The organism is Stutzerimonas sp. FeSN7 (assembly GCF_030263795.1).
Taxonomy (GTDB): Bacteria; Pseudomonadota; Gammaproteobacteria; order Pseudomonadales; family Pseudomonadaceae; genus Stutzerimonas; species Stutzerimonas stutzeri.
The window spans coordinates 308943-326808 of sequence record NZ_JARPMN010000001.1; the positions used below are offsets into that span (position 1 = coordinate 308943).

Here is a 17866-nt window from a genome sequence, read left to right on the forward strand (position 1 = left end):
ACTCAAGAGTCCTTGCAAATGCCCGTTTCGGGCGAATCTTCAGCATAGGGGTCGGGGTGCCCCAGTTCAGCCAGCAGCTGGCGCTCAAGCGCTTCCATCTCCTCGGCTTCGGCATCTTCGATGTGATCGTAGCCGAGCAGATGCAGGCAACCATGGATGACCAGATGCGCCCAGTGCGCGTTGAGGGCCTTGCCCTGTTCTGCTGCCTCGCGCTCGACCACAGGCACGCAGATGACTAGGTCGCCGAGCAGCGGAATGTCGAGAAATTCGTCCGGCACATCGGCCGGGAACGACAGCACGTTGGTGGCGTAGTCCTTCTGTCGCCAGGTGCGGTTGAGCTCGCGGCCTTCCTCCTCGTCGACCAGGCGAATGGTCAGCTCGGAGTCGCCACTGCGCTGGCGCAGCGCCAGTTCGCACCAGCGTTGCAGGTCCGTCGCAGCGGGCGCGGCGCCAGTGCTGGCGCACTGCAAGTCGAGTTCAATCACCGGCGGCATCCTGTGCGGCGCGCTTGCTGGCCGGCGACTGACGATCCTCGAACGACTCGTACGCCTCGACGATGCGCTGCACCAGCGGGTGGCGCACCACGTCCTTGGGCTTGAAGTGGGTGAAGCTGATGCCGTTGACGTCCTTGAGCACCTCGATGACGTGCGCCAGGCCGCTCTTGGTGCCACGCGGCAGGTCGACCTGGGTGATGTCGCCGGTGATCACGGCGGTGGAGCCGAAGCCGATCCGGGTCAGGAACATTTTCATCTGCTCCTGGGTGGTGTTCTGGCTCTCATCGAGGATGATGAAGCTGTTGTTCAGCGTACGCCCGCGCATGTAGGCCAGCGGAGCGATCTCGATCACCTGCTTCTCGATCAGGCGCGCCACGTACTCGAAGCCGAGCATTTCGTAGAGCGCGTCGTACAGCGGGCGCAGGTAGGGGTCGATCTTCTGCGCCAGGTCGCCCGGCAGGAAGCCGAGCTTCTCGCCGGCCTCCACCGCCGGGCGCACCAGCAGGATGCGGCGCACCTGCTCGCGTTCCAGCGCGTCCACCGCGCAGGCGACCGCCAGGTAGGTCTTGCCGGTACCGGCCGGGCCCACGCCGAAATTGATGTCGTTGTCGAGGATGGCCTTGACGTAGCGCTGCTGGTTGGCGCCACGCGGGCGGATCATGCCCTTCTTGGTGCGCAGCGCCACGCCCTGCTGGGCGTTCGGGTTGGCCAGTTCCTCCATGCCGGATTCCTGCAGGTACAGGTGCACCATGTCCGGAGACAGCTCGGTGGTCTTGGTCTCGCGGTACAGGCGGCGCAGGAGGTTCTCGGCGGACTTGGCCACGTTGCTCGGGCCGACCAGTTCGAACTGGTTGCCGCGGTTGCGGATTTCCAGCTCCAGGCGTTGTTCGATCAGGCGCAGATGCTCGTCGAACTGGCCGCAGAGGTTGGCGAAGCGACGGGCTTCAAAGGGTTCGAGGGTGAAGCGATGCGGTTCTATGGGTGCGTTCAAGGGCTTTTATATGTGGCCGTGATCGGCGAAGTGGTGAGGGAAAGAATAGCGCTGCGGGCGCAATGCGGAAAGCACAGTCGGGCAGCCGGTCGCGGCGCCGATGCAATCACACGGGCCCGCGACCGTCACTCTCAAGATAGCAGGCTGCCACGCAGCGAGTGTGGCAGCGCATCGTCGATGTGAACGTCGACGAACTGGCCGATCAGTCGCGGGTTGTCGCAGCGGAAGTTGACGATGCGATTGTGCTCGGTACGGCCCTGCAGCATGCCGGGGTCTTTTTTCGAGTAGTCGCTGACCAGGATGCGCTGCGTAGTGCCGACCATTCGTCGGCTGTTCTCGAAGCCCTGCTGGTTGATGCGCTGCTGAAGGATCGCCAGGCGTTGTTTCTTGACCTCATCCGGTGTGTCGTCGGCGAGGTCCGCCGCTGGGGTGCCAGGACGAGCGCTGTAGACGAAGGAGTAGGAGAAGTCGAAGCCGACGTCCTCGATCAGCTTCATGGTCTGTTCGAAGTCCTTGTCCGTCTCGCCGGGGAAGCCGACGATGAAGTCCGAGCTGATCAGGATGTCCGGGACCGCGGCCTTCAGGCGGCGGATGCGCGACTTGTATTCCAGCGCGGTGTGGTTGCGCTTCATCGCTGCGAGGATGCGGTCGGAACCGGCCTGTACCGGCAGGTGCAGGTATTTCACCAGCTGCGGGATGTCCGCGTGGGCCTGGATGATGGCGTCGGAGAATTCCAGCGGATGACTGGTGGTGTAGCGGATGCGTCCGATGCCATCGATCGCTGCCACTGCATGCAGCAGGTCGGCGAAGTCGTGGCCGTCGTGCCGATAGCCGTTGACGTTCTGCCCCAGCAAGGTGACTTCCTTGACGCCGTTCTCGGCCAGGTGAACGATCTCCGCCAGCACATCGGCCAGCGGCCGGCTGACTTCCTCGCCGCGGGTGTAGGGCACCACGCAGAAGGTGCAGTACTTGCTGCAGCCTTCCATGACCGAGACATAGGCGCTGGGGCCGTCGACGCGCGGCTCGGGCAGGCGGTCGAACTTCTCGATCTCGGGGAAGGAAATATCCACCTGCGGCGTCCTGGTGGTGCGCGCGGCATCGATCATTTCCGGCAGGCGGTGCAGTGTCTGCGGGCCGAACACCACATCGACATAGGGCGCGCGGTCGCGGATCGCCGCGCCTTCCTGGCTGGCGACGCAGCCGCCGACGCCGATCACCAGCTGCGGATTGTCCTGTTTCAGTTCGCGCCAGCGGCCCAGCTGGGAAAAGACCTTTTCCTGGGCCTTTTCGCGGATCGAGCAGGTATTGAGCAGGATCACGTCGGCTTCTGCCGGATTCTCGGTGATCTCCATGGCCTGGTGTTCGCCCAGCAGGTCCACCATGCGCGAGCTGTCGTACTCGTTCATCTGGCAGCCATGGGTTTCGATGAAAAGCTTGCGGGTCATGTTACGGGCCGGCGTTGTGCAAAAAATGACCGGCGATTATATGCCCACCGCCGGGCAGGGGAAAGCGCGGACGGATGCCGCAGGGTGGCTGCCTCGCCAGGCCTCAGGGAATGAGCGGCGCGTCGGCGGCCTGCAGCTGCATGAGATAGTCGCGGAAGATCTGGCCGAGCACCTGAGTGGCGATCTCCAGTTCGTCGCGGCGCATCTGCGCGGAGACACGGTCGGCGGTGTCCAGCGCCTCGTCCTCGCCGTTGACCGCAGCCATCTTCAGCACGATATAGGCCTGGACGTTGTTCGCCTTGACGCCTTCGCCCCGGAAGAACATTACGCCGAGGCGGTGCTGCGCCGCCGCATGGCCGCGCAGCGATGCCTGTTCGAACCAGTACAGCGCCTTGGCCAGGTCGCGCGGTGCGCGGCGGCCATCGTAGTGGAATTCGCCCAGTTCGTAGGCGGCCTGCACGTCGCCTTCACTGGCGGCCTGCTGGCAGCTGCGCAGCGCCTCGGGCAGTTCTTCGGGGAGCGTGTTGAGCGCGCAACGGGCGGTCGCCGGGATCAGCAGGGTGTTCCCGCCGGCCAGGGCCGTGAGAGGCGAGAGAAGCAGCAGACAGCCCAAAGACAGGATGCGGCCGGTGCGGATCATGAAAATCTGGCGCCTCGAGGAGCAGGGCGATAATGAAAGGCTGGAACGAGCCAGCCGTCACATTATGGATAAGCTGCAGTCTGCTTACAAAGCCTTTAACCGCCTGCCATCGGCTTTTTATGTCGCGGTTGGCTGTTGTTCGCCTGTGCTGCCCGGCAAGCGCAGCAACAGCAGCGCCAGCAGCGGACTGGCGATGGCCAGCAGCAGTGGCTCTGCCCCGGCCAGCGGATTGTCGATAGCACTGCCGCCGGGTATCGGCAGCATGAGCAGCAACAGCACGCCGGCCGCGACGCCAGCACCGCTCGGCAAGCGGTCCGGCCATTGCAGCACCGCCGCATAGATCACCAGCAGCGCGCTGGCGAGCAGCAGGCCGAGCGCATAGGGCTCGCTCCAGCCCAGCTGTCGTGCCAGTTCGAAGAATACGCACAGGCCGAGCACCACCCGGCCCCAGTTCGGCCGGCTCCAGGCCCAGCGTCGTGCCAGGGTCAGCGCCGCCAGCGCGAGCAGCGGCAGACCGAGCAGCAGGGTGGCGCGTTCCAGCCACTGCTGGGCCTCGGCCAATCCGCCAGCGAGGCCGGTCGCCCCGCTGGCCGCGGCAAGGATGAAGGCGAGCATCGCGCTGAACAGCGCCGGTTGATCCGCTTCGCCGTAACGGCGCCGGGCGCGACCGATCAGGATCGCGCTGGCAGCAGCGGCAAGCGTCAGCAGCAGGGACTGCAACAGTTCCATCGGCGCGTTCACTTGAGCTTGGCGAAGGCGCGCTCGGCGGCGTCGAGGGTGATGACCAGCTCTTTATCACCGTGGGCGATGGAGGTGAAGCCGGCTTCGAACGCGCTCGGCGCCAGGTAAACGCCACCCTCGAGCATCAGGTGGAAGAAGCGCTTGAAGCGGTCGGCATCGCTGGCCATGACGTCGGCGAAGGTCACGATGTCGTCAGCGCCGCTGAAATACAGACCGAACATGCCGCCCACCTGGGTGGTGACGAAGGGGATGCCGGCGGCATCGGCGCGATCCTGCAGGCCCTGCAGCATGCGGCTGGTGTAGGCGCCCAGTTCGTCATGGAAGCCGGGGCGGCTGATCAACTCCAGGGTGGTCAGGCCAGCGGCCATGGCCAGTGGATTGCCCGACAGCGTGCCAGCCTGGTAGACCGGGCCGAGCGGGGCGATGCGTTCCATGATGGCGCGCTTGCCGCCGAAGCAGCCCACCGGCATGCCGCCGCCAATGATCTTGCCGAAGGTCGAAAGGTCCGGCGTCACGCCGTAGTAGGCCTGGGCACCGCCGAGGGCGACGCGGAAACCGGTCATCACCTCGTCGAAGATCAGCACCACGCCGTGCGCGTCACACAGGCGGCGCAGGCCTTCGAGGAAGCCCGGCGCCGGCGGCACGCAGTTCATGTTGCCGGCCACCGGCTCGACGATGATGCAGGCGACCTGCTCGCCCTTTTCCTTCAGTGTGGCTTCGACTTCGTCGAGGTCGTTGTAGGCCAGGGTCAGGGTGTGTTTGGCGAAGTCCGCCGGCACGCCCGCTGAGCTTGGTACGCCCTGGGTCAGGGCGCCGGAGCCGGCTTTCACCAGCAGGCTGTCGGAGTGGCCGTGGTAGCAGCCCTCGAATTTGATGATGGCGTCGCGACCGGTGTAACCACGGGCCAGGCGGATCGCGCTCATGGTTGCCTCGGTGCCGGAGCTGACCATGCGGACCATCTCCATGGACGGCACCAGGCGGCAGACCAGCTCTGCCATCTCGGTTTCCATCGCGGTCGGTGCGCCGTAGGACAGCCCGTGCTCGAGCTGGCGACGCACCGCATCCAGCACCTGCGGATGGCTGTGGCCGAGGATCATCGGGCCCCAGGAGCCGACGTAGTCGACGTAGCGCTTGTCGTCCTCGTCGATGACATAGGCGCCTTCGGCGTGCTTGAGGAACAGCGGGGTGCCGCCGACGCTGCGGAAGGCGCGAACCGGCGAGTTGACGCCGCCGGGGATGTGGGTCTGGGCGCTGGCAAAGAGGGTTTCGGAACGGGACATGCGGGCCTCGCAAAACAGGGGCGGGCCGGCATCAGCGACCCACCGTGGCGGAATCAGGGCGTGTTGAACAGTTGGCTGAAGGCCTGGGCGCGGCGCTCGACCTCGGCGGCGCTGTCGGCGGCGAACAGGGCGTGGATCACGGCGATCATCTGCACGCCTTCGGCGATCAGTGATGGCGCGGTGTCCAGCGTGATGCCACCGATGGCGACGATGGGCAGGCCGATACGGGCGCGGGCTTCACGCAGCAATTCGTGATTGGCTGCCGGTGCGCCGGGTTTGGTATGGGACTGGAAGAAACGGCCGAAGGCGACGTAGCTGGCGCCGTCACGCGCCGCCTGCTCGGCCAGCGGCAGTTGCGCATGACAGGTGGCACCGATGATCGCCTGGCGGCCGAGCAGGGCCCGGGCGGCTGCCAGCGAACCATCTTCCTGGCCCAGGTGCAGGCCAACGCCCAGGCGCGCGGCCAGCTCGGCATCATCGTTGATGATCAGCTGAGCACCGTGGCGGGCGCAGAGCTCCTGCAGCGCATCGGCCTCGCGCAGCCGCCGCGCCTCGTCGCTGGTCTTGTCTCGATACTGCAGCAGGCGGGCGCCGCCCTTCAGTGCCGCCTCGACATAGGGCAGCAGGCGGCCATCGGCCAGCAATTTGCTGTCGGTAATGGCGTACAGGCCGCGCAGGCGGGACGATTCCTTCATGCGCTGGTCTCCAGTCAGGCCAGGTCCAGGGGCAGGCGGCGCGGCACGTACTGGCCGTGGCCGGGGGCCTCGGCATCGCGCAGCGTACGCCAGGTGTAGTCGAGCGCTGAGCGGACCGCGCTGGTCAGTTCCTCGCCCAGTGCCAGACGGCCGGCCAGGGCGCTGGCCAGGGTGCAGCCGGAGCCGTGATAGCTGCCCGGCAGGCGCGCGCAAGTGAAGTCGTGACGACTGCCGTCGCGGCAATACAGGCGGTTGTGCACTTCGCTCTCGTCGCCATGGCCGCCGGTGATCAGCAGGTGGCGGATATGCGGCAGCAGGCGCTCGGCACACTCGTCGGCGCTGCCCTCCGGCAGTTCGGCAAGGATCCGAGCTTCCGGCAGATTCGGCGTGGCGATGGTGGAAACCGGGAACAGCCGCTCGCGCATGGCGTAGCCGACATCCTCCTTGCCCAGCGCACCGCCACCGCCGGCGCGCAGCACTGGGTCGCAGACCAGCGGCACGCCCGGCAGCCGGGCCATGATCTCGAGCACCGTCTCGACCATCTCCACCGAGCCGAGCATACCCAGCTTGACGGCGGCGATGGGCAGGTCGGCGATCACTGCGTTGGCCTGGGCGAGTACCCACTCGCGGTCGAGCACGCGGAAGTCGGAGACGTTGACGGTGTCCTGCACGGTGAGCGCGGTGACGGTCGGCGCAGCGTGGCAGGCCTGTGCCAGCAGGGCTTCGATGTCCGCCTGCAGGCCGGCGCCGCCACTGGGATCGTGGCCGGACAGGCAGAGGACGACGGGACGGGAAGTGAAGTTTTTCATGGCGTGCGAGCTTATCACCAAACCGCGCTGGCGGGACGCGGCAGTTGTGCGTCTATCCGCCACCGCCGCGCGCACCGGTCATCGGCCAAGTCATCCTGGCGAATCGGCTTTTTCCGGGTGCGCACGCCGCTGTGGTAGATTGCTGGCACTTTGGTTTTCGGACCGGGCGACAGAGTTCACCGACGGTGGGTTCGCAGTAGTCGCCTGGCCTGCACGAGGCATCATGCGGTACGTCTTCCTCTTCTTTCTGGCTGTTCTGCCTGCCTTGGCCGCCGCCGTCGAGCTCGACGAACACACCCGTCATTTGCCGCTCGGGCAGGTGATGGAAGTGTTCGAGGACCCGCGCGGAGAGATCAGCATAGAGGACATCGCGTCGCCCGCATTCGAAAGCCATTTCCAGCGCAATCGAACGCCGGTGTTCAACGCCGGCTATTCACGCTCCGTGCACTGGGTTCGCATCGATCTGAGCTACCGGCCGCAGATCGCCCAGGGGGCGAGGCGCTGGTTGCTGGAAGTGGCGTATCCGCCACTGGACAGCCTGCAGCTCTATCTGTCCGACGGGCAGGGTGGCTACCGCCTCGCCCGGGATACCGGCGACACCCGGCCCTGGGCCAGTCGCGAGATCCGTCAGGGCAACTACCTGTTCGAACTCGAGCTCCAGCCCGAGCAGCCGCAGCGCGTCTACCTGCGGGTGGAGAGCGAAGGCTCGATTCAGGTGCCGCTGAGCCTCTGGTCGCAGCACGCCTATCTGGAGGCGCAGCCGGGACGCATCTACGTACTGGGCATGATCTATGGCGTGCTGCTGGCGATGCTGGTCTACAACCTGTTCATCTATATCAGCATCCGCGACCAGAGCTACCTGTTCTACATCCTCTACATCGCCGCGTTTGGCCTCTATCAGGTCTCGGTGAACGGCGCCGGGGTGCAGTTTCTCTGGCCGGATCGGCCCTGGTGGGCCAACGCTGCGACCCCCCTGCTGATCGGCGCCACCGGGTTGTTCGGCTGCCTGTTCACCCGCAGCTTCCTGCGCACCGCCGAGCACAGCCGCTGGATGGACCGGCTGTTGCGGCTGATCATCGGTTTTTCGGTGGTGGTCATGGTGCTGGCGCTGACCACCGACTATGGCCTGTCGCTGCGCCTGGCCACCGCGCTGGCGCTGCTCTTCACCCTGGCGGTGTTCGCCGCTGGCATCCTGGCCTGGCTGCGCGGCATGCGTGTGGCGCGCTATTTCATCATCGCCTGGAGCGCGCTGCTGGTCGGAGGGCAGATCAACACCCTGATGGTGCTGGGCCACCTGCCGCACAACTTCCTGACGATGTACGCCAGCCAGCTGGGGGCCGCGCTGGAGGTGGTGCTGCTTTCGATGGCGCTGGCCGATCGCATCAACGCGCTGAAGGACGAGCGGGCAAAGATCCTGGAGAACGCCCGCTCCGACCTGGAACAGCTGAACCGCGAGCTGGCCGAGAGCAACCGGCTCAAGGACGAGTTTCTCTCCAACATCAGCCACGAGCTGCGCACGCCGATGATGGGCGTGATGGGCGCGCTCGAGCTGCTGCCGGCGTCGGAAACTCCGGAGGAACTGCAGCAGTACCAGCACATTGCCACCGGTTCGGCGCGGGACATGATGCGCCTGGTCAACAACATCCTCGTGCTCAGCGAGTTGCGCGCCGGCAAGCTGCGCCTGCAGGCCCAGCGCTTCAGCCTGCGCGACACGGCGGTGCGGCTGGAGCAGCAGTTCGGCCCCCAGGCGCGCGCCAAGGCGCTGGCCTTCGATCTGGAATTCGACGGCAAGCTGCCGGACCGCGTGTACGGGGACGGCGAGAAGTTCGAGCAAAGCATCTGTCATCTGCTCGACAACGCGGTGAAGTTCACCTCGCGGGGCGCCGTGACGTTGCGCTTCGGCGGCGCGATGGAACAGCGCCAGGTGCAGCTCGAGGTAGAAGTGATCGACAGCGGCATCGGTTTCAGCGACGCCGATCAGGCCTACCTCTATCACCAGTTCCGCCAGGTGGATGGCTCCATGACCCGACGCTACGGCGGGCTCGGCATCGGCCTGGCGATCAGCCGCGGGCTGATCGAAGTGTTCGGCGGGCAGCTGAGCCAGCAGTCGCGGCCCGGCCTGGGCAGTCGCTTCTGCATCCGCGTGCGCTTCCCGCTGCATGGCCCCGAACAGATGCTCGCGAGTCAACCGAACGGTAATCCGCCGTCCGCGCCGATTGCCTGAGGCGCGGACCTTTTGGCCGATACCTCGCTTCAAGCGGTCTGCCGCTGCGTGTTTCACTGCTGATCCAACCGCGCCGCCCGTTGCTCGCATGCGCCGACTACGCTTGCTGACAGCCGCCGCGCATCGGCAACGAAACGAGGGCCGTCAGATGATTCCGCAGACCTGTGCCGAAACCCACGAGGTCACCAATCAGGTGCCGCCGCTCGAAGGCGCCAACCTCTACCGCCTCGACCTGCCGTTGCAACAATGGACGCAGCGCTATCATGCCGGCTGGGCCCAGGGGCGGCTGGATGTCTATGGCGCGCTGGCCGGTGGGCCACTGATGCAGGCCGGCTTTCTCGCCAACGAGAACAGGCCGGTGTTCAAGAGCCATGATCGCTACGGTCATCGGATCGATCTGGTGGAATTCCATCCGGCCTATCACGAGCTGATGCGCACCGCCGTCGAGCATGGCATCCCCTCGCTGCCCTGGACCGATCCCCAGCCCGGCGCGCAGGTGGCGCGTGCGGCGCTGATGTACCTGCACAACCAGGCCGAAGCCGGCAGCAGCTGCCCCCTGACCATGACCTACGCCAGCGTGCCGGCGTTGCGTCTGCAGCCTGACCTTGCCGAACGCTGGCTGCCGAAGATCCTCGCCCGCGAATACGACCCGCGCAACGTGCCGATGGAGCAGAAGGCCGGCGTTACCATCGGCATGGCCATGACCGAGAAGCAGGGCGGCACCGACGTGCGTGCCAACACGACCCGTGCCTTTGCGGTCGGTGCTGGCGGGCCGGGGCAGGCCTACGAGCTGATCGGCCACAAGTGGTTCTGCTCGGCGCCCATGTGCGACGCCTTCCTCACCCTGGCGCAGACCGACAAGGGGCTGTCCTGTTTCCTGCTACCGCGCCATCGCCCGGACGGCACGCGCAACGCCTTCTATATCCAGCGTCTGAAGAACAAGCTGGGCAACTGGGCCAACGCCTCCAGCGAAGTCGAGTACCGCGGCGCGCTGGCCTGGATGGTTGGCGAGGAGGGCCGCGGCGTGCCGACCATCATCGAGATGGTCGCCTCGACCCGTTTCGACTGCATGATCGGCTCCAGCTCGCTGATGCGTCAGGCGCTGACACAGGCCATGCATCATTGCGCGCACCGCCGGGTAGGTGGGCGCGCCCTGCTTGATCAGCCGCTAATGAAGAACGTGCTGGCCGACCTTGCCCTGGAAAGCGAGGCAGCGCTGGCGCTGACCCTGCGCATGGGCCGCGCCCAGGACCATCGCCGTGACGAGCACGAAGACAAGTTCGCCCGCCTGGTCACCGCCATCGGCAAGTACTGGATCTGCAAGCGCGCCCCGACCATGATCGCCGAGGCCAGCGAATGCCTCGGCGGCGCCGGCTATGTCGAGGAAACCATCCTGCCGCGGCTTTATCGCGAGGCGCCGGTGAATTCCATCTGGGAAGGCTCCGGCAACGTGCAATGCCTGGATGTACTGCGCGCGCTGTCCAAGGAGCCCGGCGTGCTGGAGGTGCTGTTCGCCGAACTCGGCGATGGCCACGGTGACGCGCGCCTGAAGGCGCATATCCAGCGACTGAAGGCGGCCTTCGGCGACACCGAGGACATCCAGTACCGCGCCCGTCAGCTGACCGAAGAGGTAGCCGTGGCGCTGCAGGCCAAGCTGCTGCTCGAAGCGGGCGATGCCGCGGTGTCGGATGCCTTCATCGCCAGCCGGCTGGATGGCCACGGGCGGGTGCACGGCACCCTGCCGAGGGGGCTGGATATCGCCGCGCTGCTGGCGCGCAGCGCACCGCATCTATGAGCCCTTGTCCGGCGGCAGCCCCTTGCCGTCGGGCCTGCAGCGTCAGGGACGAGGCTGCTGGCGCAGCAATTCCTTGAGTTCGGCGATCTCCCCGCGCAGGGCGCGGACCTCGTCGTGCAGGTCGGTTTCGATATGCTCGCGCGCCGCCTCGATGCTCGCCTGGGTGGCTTCGCGGTCTGCGTCGGTGACCGTCTGCATCGCATTGACGATGATCGCGATGAACAGGTTGAGCATGGTGAAGGTGGCGATCAGGATGAACGGGATGAAGAACACCCAGGCATAGGGAAAGATTTCCATCACCGGGCGCACGATGCCCATGGACCAGCTTTCCAGGGTCATGACCTGAAACAGGGTGTACACCGAACGACCAAGGCTGCCGAACCACTCGGGGAAGTCGGCGGCGAACAGGCCCGTGGCGATCACCGCCGAGACGTAGAAGACCAGCGCCAGCACCATGGCGATCGAGCCCAGCCCGGGAATTGCCGACAACAGTGCGCCGACCACGCGGCGCATCGACGGCACCATGGTCACCATGCGCATCACCCGCAACACGCGCAAGGCACGCAGGATGCTGAACGGACCGCTGGCCGGCACCAGGGCGATGGCGACCACGCTGAAGTCGAACAGACTCCAGGGATCGCGGAAGAACGCTGCACGGTGGACATAGATGCGCGCGGCGATCTCGGCAACGAATACCGCCAGGATCAGCGAATCCAGCAGTACCAGCGCCTCGCCCCAGCGCGCCACCAGCGCGGCCGAGGTCTGCATGCCTAGAATCGCCGCGTTGATCACGATGAGCAGCAGAATGCCGCGCTGGAACGCTGGCCGTTCGATGAACTGGCCGAGGCGACTGCGGCTCGTTTCCGGATGTGCTACCTGCATGATGCCTACCTGTCTGTCGATCGATGCCCCGGCCGGCGCCTCGCAGGCGCACGCTGAGCCGGGCGGGCGCGAGTATGGCGTTGCGCAGGCCAGACGGGAATTGCCTGCGGCGACGGACTCGTTTCCTGATTTAACAGGCAGCCTTCTGCCTTGCTGGCATCGCACACGTCAGTCGGAACACCGCGCGTGGCCCGCCAGTATCCCCGCCAGCACACGGCGATCGATGTTGGCGCCGCTGAGCACGACGGCAATGCGTTCCCCCGTGTTAAGCGCGCGTTCCTGAATGGCGGCAGCCAGTGCGGCGGCGCCGGCGCCCTCCGCGGTGTTGTGGGTGTCTTCGTGGAGCGCGACGATCGCCCGGCGGATTTCGCCGTCATCGACACGCACGATGCGTGCGGCACCTTCGGCAATGATCTCCAGTGCTTCGGCAGCAGGCATCCGGCAGGCCATGCCATCGGCGAACGTATCGGCGGTTTCGGTGCAGACGATCCGCCCCTGCTCGAAGCTCTGTGCGTATGCGTCCGCTGCGCTGGAAACGACGCCGACGATTTCGCAGTCCAGCCCCAGCAGGTCGCGGACGCGGATCAGGCCGCAGATCCCCGAGCCCATGCCGATGGGCACGTAGACGCGGCGCAGCGGCGGCGCGGCCTCGAAGAGCTCCAGGGCATAGGTGGCGACCCCGCGAATCAGGTCCGGATGCAGCGCGGGGACGAAATGCCAGCCGCTCTGTCTCGCCAGCTCGGCGGCTTGCTGGCGCGCCGTGTCGAAATCCTCACCGTGTTCGATGACTTCGGCGCCGCAGGCGCGCATCGCCGCATTCTTTTCCGTCGAGTTGCCCTGCGGTACCAGAACCTTCAGCGGCACGCCGGCCTGTCGCGCGGCCATCGCCAGGCTGATGCCGTGATTGCCGCGGGTGGCGCTGATCATGCCGGGCAGTCGTGGCTCGCGCCCGAGCAGCTCATGCACGTAGAGCAGGCCGCCGCGAACCTTGAATGCACCGGCCGGCGTGTGGTTTTCGTGCTTGACCCAGACTTCGCAGCCGAGGCGTTGCGACAGTAGCGGCCAGTTGTACTGTGGGGTCGGCGGAACATGCCGGCCGATCAGTTCGGCGGCCTGGCGCAGTGCGGTGAGATCGAACATGGCGGCTCCTTCAGTAGTTTGACGGAGAGCCTAGGTCGGATCATTGTATGGGTAAATCCTTATATTGCATGGCAGACAATGTGGCTTCCGAAGCTTAGCGATAACGATCAACCGCGCTATCTGGCGCTGGTGGATGCGATCTCCGCGGCAATCGAGCGCGGCGAACTCAAGCCAGGCGATCGCCTGCCTCCGCAGCGCCGGCTGGCCTGGGCGCTGGGGCTCAATCCGAGCACGGCCATGCAGGCCTATCGCGAGGCCGCACGACGGCATCTGGTTGGCGGTGAGGTCGGCCGGGGCACCTTTGTGCTGGCAAGCAGCCGCGAGGCCAGCCTGTTCCTGCTCAAGCAGCCGGAGGCCGTGCCGGCGCGCCTGGACCTGTCGACCAATCTGCCGGTGCTGGACGCGGACGATCGGGATCTGCACCGCAGCCTGGCGGCGCTGGGAGCATCGTCAGAGCTTGCGCTGTTGCAGGGCTACCCCTCGGCCTCGGCGCTGCAGCGCGGGCGCGTCGCGGTCAGCCGCTGGTTGCAGCGTCGCGGGCTGGAGCTGCCGCCGGGGCAGATCCTGCTCTGTGCCGGTGCACAGCAGGGTGTGTTTGCCGCCATGCTGGGCCTGTGCGCGCCGGGCGAACCGGTGCTGGTCGAGGCGCTGACCTCGCCCGGCATCAAGGCCGCTGCGCGTCAGCTGCGCCTGCCTCTGCATGGTGTGGCGCTCGATCAGCACGGCATCGTGCCCGAGGAGTTCGATCGCCAGGCTCGGGCCACCGGTGCGCGGGTCGCGGTGCTGACGCCCTGCCTGCAGAATCCCACGGGCGTCAGCATGGACCGCGGGCGGCGCGAGGCGATCGCGGAGCTGGCGCGTCGGCACGATCTGCTGATCATCGAGGATGATGTCTACGGAGCCCTCGGTGACGAACCACCGCTGGCGACGTTGCTGGGTGAGCGCAGCGTGTTGGTCGGCAGCCTGTCGAAGACCGTCGCGCCCGGGCTGCGTTTCGGTTTCATCGCCACGCCCGGGTCATGGCTGGGGCGCATCGATCCGGAAGCGCAGGCCACCGGCTGGGCGCTCTCGCCGCTGTGCCTGCGCCTGGCAAGTGAGTGGATCGAGGACGGCACGGCGCTGCGTCGGCTGGCCTGGCAGCGTCGCCAGATCGAGCGGCGCTGGAAGATGGCGCGCAAGCTGCTAGGACCAAGGGTGACGGGGCCCGCTTCGCCGCACCTTTGGTTGACGGCCACGGATGGCGAGGTCGGCCTGGCCGGCATTGCCCACGCCGCTTCCATCGAGTGCGCGGCGGCACAGGTGTTTGCCGTCGGCCCCGATGCGCCGGATGCGCTTCGCCTCAGCCTGAGTGCGGCGCCCGGGCTGGTGCCATTGCAGCAGGCGCTGCAGGCATTGGCCGAGGGGCTTGGCGTGAGGCGAGCAACGGATGAGGTGTCTGCGGCGCTATCGCTGTCATCGATGAGCAGGCAAGATGTTTCCAACGACTGAACAAGGAATCCAGCATGAATCCAGCCGGTGATACTTTCCGCATTGCCACCAGCGCAGAAGCTGCAGTGGACTACCTTGCCGAACTGCACGCGCGCGCCACCACGGCGCTCAACCAGGCGCTCAAACGTTACGTGACCAGCCGCGCCGAGCCGAGCCTGCAGGAGCGCAGCCTGTTCCGCTATCCGCAGCTGCGTCTGACCTATGAATGCCACGGCGAAGTGCCGGCTTCGACCCGCGCCTATGCCAAGGTGCAGGCGCCCGGCGTGTACAGCGTTACGGTGACCCACCCGGCCGCGTTTCGCGCCTACCTGCTCGATCAGCTCAAGCCGCTGATCCAGGATTTCAACGTCACCGTTGAGGTCGGCATGAGCGACCGCAACATTCCCTATCCCTATGTGATCGAACAGGGCGACGAGCTGGCCGGCACCGGCGTGACTGCGGCCGAGCTGGCGCGGGTATTTCCCAGCACCGACCTGTCCGCCGCGACCGACGACATCGCCGACGGGCTCTACGACTGGGAGCACGCCGACCCCTATCCGCTGGCACTGTTCGACGGCGCACGGGTGGATTTCTCGCTGCGCCGACTGGTGCACTACACCGGCAGCGACTGGCGCCATGTGCAGCCGTGGATTCTGCTGACCAACTACCACCGCTACGTCGACCAGTTCATCCGCCACGGCCTGGACATGCTGCGTGACGACACCCGTTTCACCCGCATGGTGCTGCCGGGCAACGTGATCATCGAGCGTGGCATGGAGGAGGGCGAGGCGCAGGCGATCATCGGCGGTGTGCTCTGGCACCGTTACCAGATGCCCGCCTATCACCTGATTGCCGATGACGGCCACGGCATCACCCTGGTGAACATCGGCGTCGGTCCGTCCAACGCCAAGAACATCACCGATCACCTCGCCGTGCTGCGACCGCATTGCTGGCTGATGATCGGCCACTGCGGCGGGTTGCGGCAGTCGCAGTCCATCGGCGATTACGTGCTGGCGCACGCCTACATGCGGCGCGACGGCATCCTCGACCGCGTGCTGCCGCCGCACATTCCACTGCCGGCGCTGGCCGAGGTGCAGCAGGCGCTGCAGGATGCGGCTGCACGCATCACCGGGGAGCAGGGCGAGGCACTGAAGAAGCGTCTGCGCACTGGCACCGTGCTGACCTACGACGATCGCAACTGGGAATTGCGCTGGGCCCAGGAGCGGCCGCTGATCAACCTGTCGCGGGCGGTGGCGGTGGACATGGAGAGCGGCACCATCGCCGCCCAGGGGTATCGCCTGCGCGTGCCGTACGGCACGCTGCTGTGCGTGTCGGACAAGCCCCTGCACAGCGAGATCAAGCTGCCCGGGTCGGCCAATGCGTTCTACGAGCGCGCCGTGACCCAGCACCTGAAGATCGGCATCGCCGCCCTCGACCTGTTGCGCAGCCAGCTGAACTCGCTGCACTCGCGCAAGCTGCGCAGCTTCGACGAGCCGCCGTTCCGCTGATTCGCGCCGGCGCTTTCGCGGGGATGGACGATACTCAAGAGGTTCATCCCCGCGTCAGCATCGGAGGCTCAACATGGACGCATCGACTCACGCCTTCCACAACCTGTTCGAACAGTTGGGGCTGCCCAACGACGACGTGTCGATCAGGCGCTTCATCGAAACCCACTCACCCCTGGCGGACGACATCTACCTGGCGGACGCGCCCTTCTGGACGCCGGCCCAGGCGAGCTTCCTGCGTGAGGAGATCCTCGAGGATGCCGGCTGGGCCGAGGTGGTCGATCGCCTCAACGTAGCGCTGCGACGGCACTATCACTGACGCATCGCCGCGCTCAGCTGGCCAGCAGCCAGGCGCCGGTCAGCGCCGAGGCGGCACCGGCGATGCGCACCAGCGGCGCGGCGGCCTGCGGCAGGTAGCGCACCGCTGCGTAACCGGCCGCGTGCAGGGCGGCCGTGGCCAGCACGAAGCCGGTGGCATAACCCCACGGGCTGGACAGCTCCGGCAGTTCCAGGCCATGGGCGACGCCGTGGCTGATGGCGAACAGCGCAGTGAGCAGGGCGGCCACCGGCAGAGGCGGACGTACCGCCAGTGCCACCAGCAAGCCCAGTGCGAATACCGAGCCGGCAATGCCGGTTTCCATCAGCGGCATCTCGATACCGGCAAAGCCGGCGAGGCCGCCCAGCAGCATGGTGGCGACGAAGATCAGCGGCAGCGCCCAGCGCGCCTTGCCGGTCTGCTGGGCCGCCCATAGCCCGACGGCGACCATCGCCAGCAGGTGATCGAGACCGAAGACGGGGTGAGCGATACCGGACAGCACGCCGGCGTGATCGTGGCCGGGGTGTGCCAGTGCCAGGGTCGGGCTGAGCAGTAGAAGGGTGGCGAGCAGTGGTTTGCGCAGGTTCATAGAGACTCCTTGGGTGATCGGGCGGACGTCAGGCGGCGCTGAGCATTCCCTGTTTTTCGATGAAGGCGATGATCTCCTCGAGACCCTGGCCGACCTTCTGGTTGCTGAAGACGAACGGGCGCTCGCCGCGCATCTTGCGGGCGTCGCGGTCCATCACCTCCAGCGAGGCACCGACCATGGGTGCGAGGTCGATCTTGTTGATCACCAGCAGGTCGGACTTGCAGATGCCCGGGCCGCCCTTGCGCGGCAGCTTGTCGCCGGCGGACACGTCGATCACGTAGATGGTCAGGTCCGACAGCTCCGGGCTGAAGGTGGCCGAGAGGTTGTCGCCGCCGGACTCGACGATGATCAGATCCAGGCCGGGAAAGCGCCGGTTGAGCTGCTCCACCGCCTCGAGGTTGATCGAGGCGTCCTCGCGGATCGCCGTGTGCGGACAGCCGCCTGTTTCCACGCCGATGATCCGCTCGGGCGCCAGGGCCTCGTTACGCACGAGGAACTGGGCGTCTTCCTGGGTGTAGATGTCGTTGGTCACCACGGCGAGGTTGTAACGGTCGCGCAGGGCCTGGCACAGGGCGAGGGTCAGGGCGGTCTTGCCGGAACCGACCGGCCCGCCAATGCCGACGCGCAGGGGTTGTGTGCTCATGGGTGGTCTCCTCTGGGAGGCAGTGTGGGTGCCTCGGGGTTGATGCGAAGGGTGCTGCTGCCGATTGGGGCAGGGGGAATAGAAATCCTTGGGTGATCGACGGTGGCGTACGCAGTGTTGTCAGGCGCCGCGCTTTCTCGGCTGGGACTGCAGGTTGCGCCTTGCACGGCGCGTCACTTTCTCTTGTCTCGCCAAGAGAAAGTAACCAAA

The 17866-nt window shown here is 66.5% G+C and carries 17 protein-coding genes; 5 read left to right on the plus strand and 12 right to left on the minus strand.

The window, feature by feature from the left end:
- Positions 1 to 2 precede the first annotated feature (2 nt).
- The 8 genes from ybeY to P5703_RS01400 all read right to left on the minus strand — a co-directional run bounded on the left by ybeY (position 3) and on the right by P5703_RS01400 (position 7095).
- Positions 3 to 485 (minus strand): rRNA maturation RNase YbeY, encoded by a 483-nt coding sequence (ybeY, locus tag P5703_RS01365; protein WP_264886581.1) that lies wholly within the window; start codon positions 483 to 485, stop codon positions 3 to 5.
- Positions 478 to 1485 carry a PhoH family protein gene (locus P5703_RS01370; protein ID WP_013984159.1) on the minus strand — a complete coding sequence of 336 codons (1008 nt, stop codon included), beginning with the start codon at positions 1483 to 1485 and terminating at the stop codon, positions 478 to 480. The genes ybeY and P5703_RS01370 overlap by 8 nt, the downstream gene beginning before the upstream one ends.
- A gap of 131 nt (positions 1486 to 1616) precedes the next feature.
- Positions 1617 to 2930 carry a tRNA (N6-isopentenyl adenosine(37)-C2)-methylthiotransferase MiaB gene (miaB, locus tag P5703_RS01375; protein ID WP_017246528.1) on the minus strand — a complete coding sequence of 438 codons (1314 nt, stop codon included), beginning with the start codon at positions 2928 to 2930 and terminating at the stop codon, positions 1617 to 1619.
- A 103-nt stretch (positions 2931 to 3033) separates the two neighbouring features.
- A complete protein-coding gene (locus P5703_RS01380) occupies positions 3034 to 3570 on the minus strand; it encodes a tetratricopeptide repeat protein (RefSeq protein ID WP_011914768.1) in 537 nt (178 codons plus the stop codon).
- Between the two features lie 117 nt (positions 3571 to 3687).
- Complete coding sequence (locus P5703_RS01385; RefSeq protein ID WP_020305851.1) at positions 3688 to 4299, minus strand: hypothetical protein; 612 nt, start codon at positions 4297 to 4299, stop codon at positions 3688 to 3690.
- A gap of 8 nt (positions 4300 to 4307) precedes the next feature.
- Entirely contained in the window at positions 4308 to 5591 is a 1284-nt protein-coding gene (gene hemL, locus P5703_RS01390) for a glutamate-1-semialdehyde 2,1-aminomutase (protein WP_111481544.1), read from the minus strand.
- Between the two features lie 53 nt (positions 5592 to 5644).
- Positions 5645 to 6286 carry a thiamine phosphate synthase gene (gene thiE / locus P5703_RS01395; RefSeq protein ID WP_011914765.1) on the minus strand — a complete coding sequence of 214 codons (642 nt, stop codon included), beginning with the start codon at positions 6284 to 6286 and terminating at the stop codon, positions 5645 to 5647.
- Between the two features lie 14 nt (positions 6287 to 6300).
- Positions 6301 to 7095: a hydroxymethylpyrimidine/phosphomethylpyrimidine kinase gene (locus P5703_RS01400; RefSeq protein ID WP_014597818.1), complete on the minus strand. Its 795-nt coding sequence runs from the start codon at positions 7093 to 7095 to the stop codon at positions 6301 to 6303.
- 223 nt (positions 7096 to 7318) lie between these two features.
- Between P5703_RS01400 and P5703_RS01405 the strand changes: the two genes are divergently transcribed.
- Both P5703_RS01405 and P5703_RS01410 read left to right on the plus strand, forming a co-directional pair.
- On the plus strand, positions 7319 to 9319 hold the full coding sequence (locus P5703_RS01405) for a sensor histidine kinase (protein ID WP_014597817.1): 2001 nt from the start codon (positions 7319 to 7321) through the stop codon (positions 9317 to 9319).
- Positions 9320 to 9467: 148 nt separating this feature from the next.
- Positions 9468 to 11114, plus strand: coding sequence for an acyl-CoA dehydrogenase family protein (locus P5703_RS01410; RefSeq protein ID WP_285585326.1), 1647 nt, complete (start codon positions 9468 to 9470; stop codon positions 11112 to 11114).
- A 42-nt stretch (positions 11115 to 11156) separates the two neighbouring features.
- Here the strand turns inward: P5703_RS01410 and P5703_RS01415 are convergent, their stop codons facing one another.
- Positions 11157 to 11996: an ion transporter gene (locus P5703_RS01415; RefSeq protein ID WP_013984153.1), complete on the minus strand. Its 840-nt coding sequence runs from the start codon at positions 11994 to 11996 to the stop codon at positions 11157 to 11159.
- A gap of 168 nt (positions 11997 to 12164) precedes the next feature.
- Positions 12165 to 13136 (minus strand): threonine dehydratase, encoded by a 972-nt coding sequence (locus tag P5703_RS01420; RefSeq protein WP_014597815.1) that lies wholly within the window; start codon positions 13134 to 13136, stop codon positions 12165 to 12167.
- A 78-nt stretch (positions 13137 to 13214) separates the two neighbouring features.
- On the opposite strand from P5703_RS01420, the gene P5703_RS01425 reads away from it, so the two are divergent.
- From P5703_RS01425 to P5703_RS01435, 3 genes are all read left to right on the plus strand, one after another.
- A complete protein-coding gene (locus tag P5703_RS01425) occupies positions 13215 to 14624 on the plus strand; it encodes an aminotransferase-like domain-containing protein (protein WP_111481540.1) in 1410 nt (469 codons plus the stop codon).
- Between the two features lie 14 nt (positions 14625 to 14638).
- Positions 14639 to 16111 carry an AMP nucleosidase gene (gene amn, locus P5703_RS01430; protein ID WP_017246521.1) on the plus strand — a complete coding sequence of 491 codons (1473 nt, stop codon included), beginning with the start codon at positions 14639 to 14641 and terminating at the stop codon, positions 16109 to 16111.
- A gap of 73 nt (positions 16112 to 16184) precedes the next feature.
- Positions 16185 to 16427: a DUF2789 domain-containing protein gene (locus P5703_RS01435; protein ID WP_285585328.1), complete on the plus strand. Its 243-nt coding sequence runs from the start codon at positions 16185 to 16187 to the stop codon at positions 16425 to 16427.
- Positions 16428 to 16440: 13 nt separating this feature from the next.
- Here P5703_RS01435 and P5703_RS01440 read toward each other — a convergent pair whose 3' ends face one another.
- Together P5703_RS01440 and ureG are read right to left on the minus strand one after the other, a co-directional pair.
- Positions 16441 to 17013, minus strand: coding sequence for a HupE/UreJ family protein (locus tag P5703_RS01440; protein ID WP_125853286.1), 573 nt, complete (start codon positions 17011 to 17013; stop codon positions 16441 to 16443).
- Between the two features lie 28 nt (positions 17014 to 17041).
- A complete protein-coding gene (gene ureG, locus P5703_RS01445) occupies positions 17042 to 17656 on the minus strand; it encodes an urease accessory protein UreG (RefSeq protein ID WP_013984147.1) in 615 nt (204 codons plus the stop codon).
- Between the last annotated feature and the right edge of the window lie 210 nt (positions 17657 to 17866).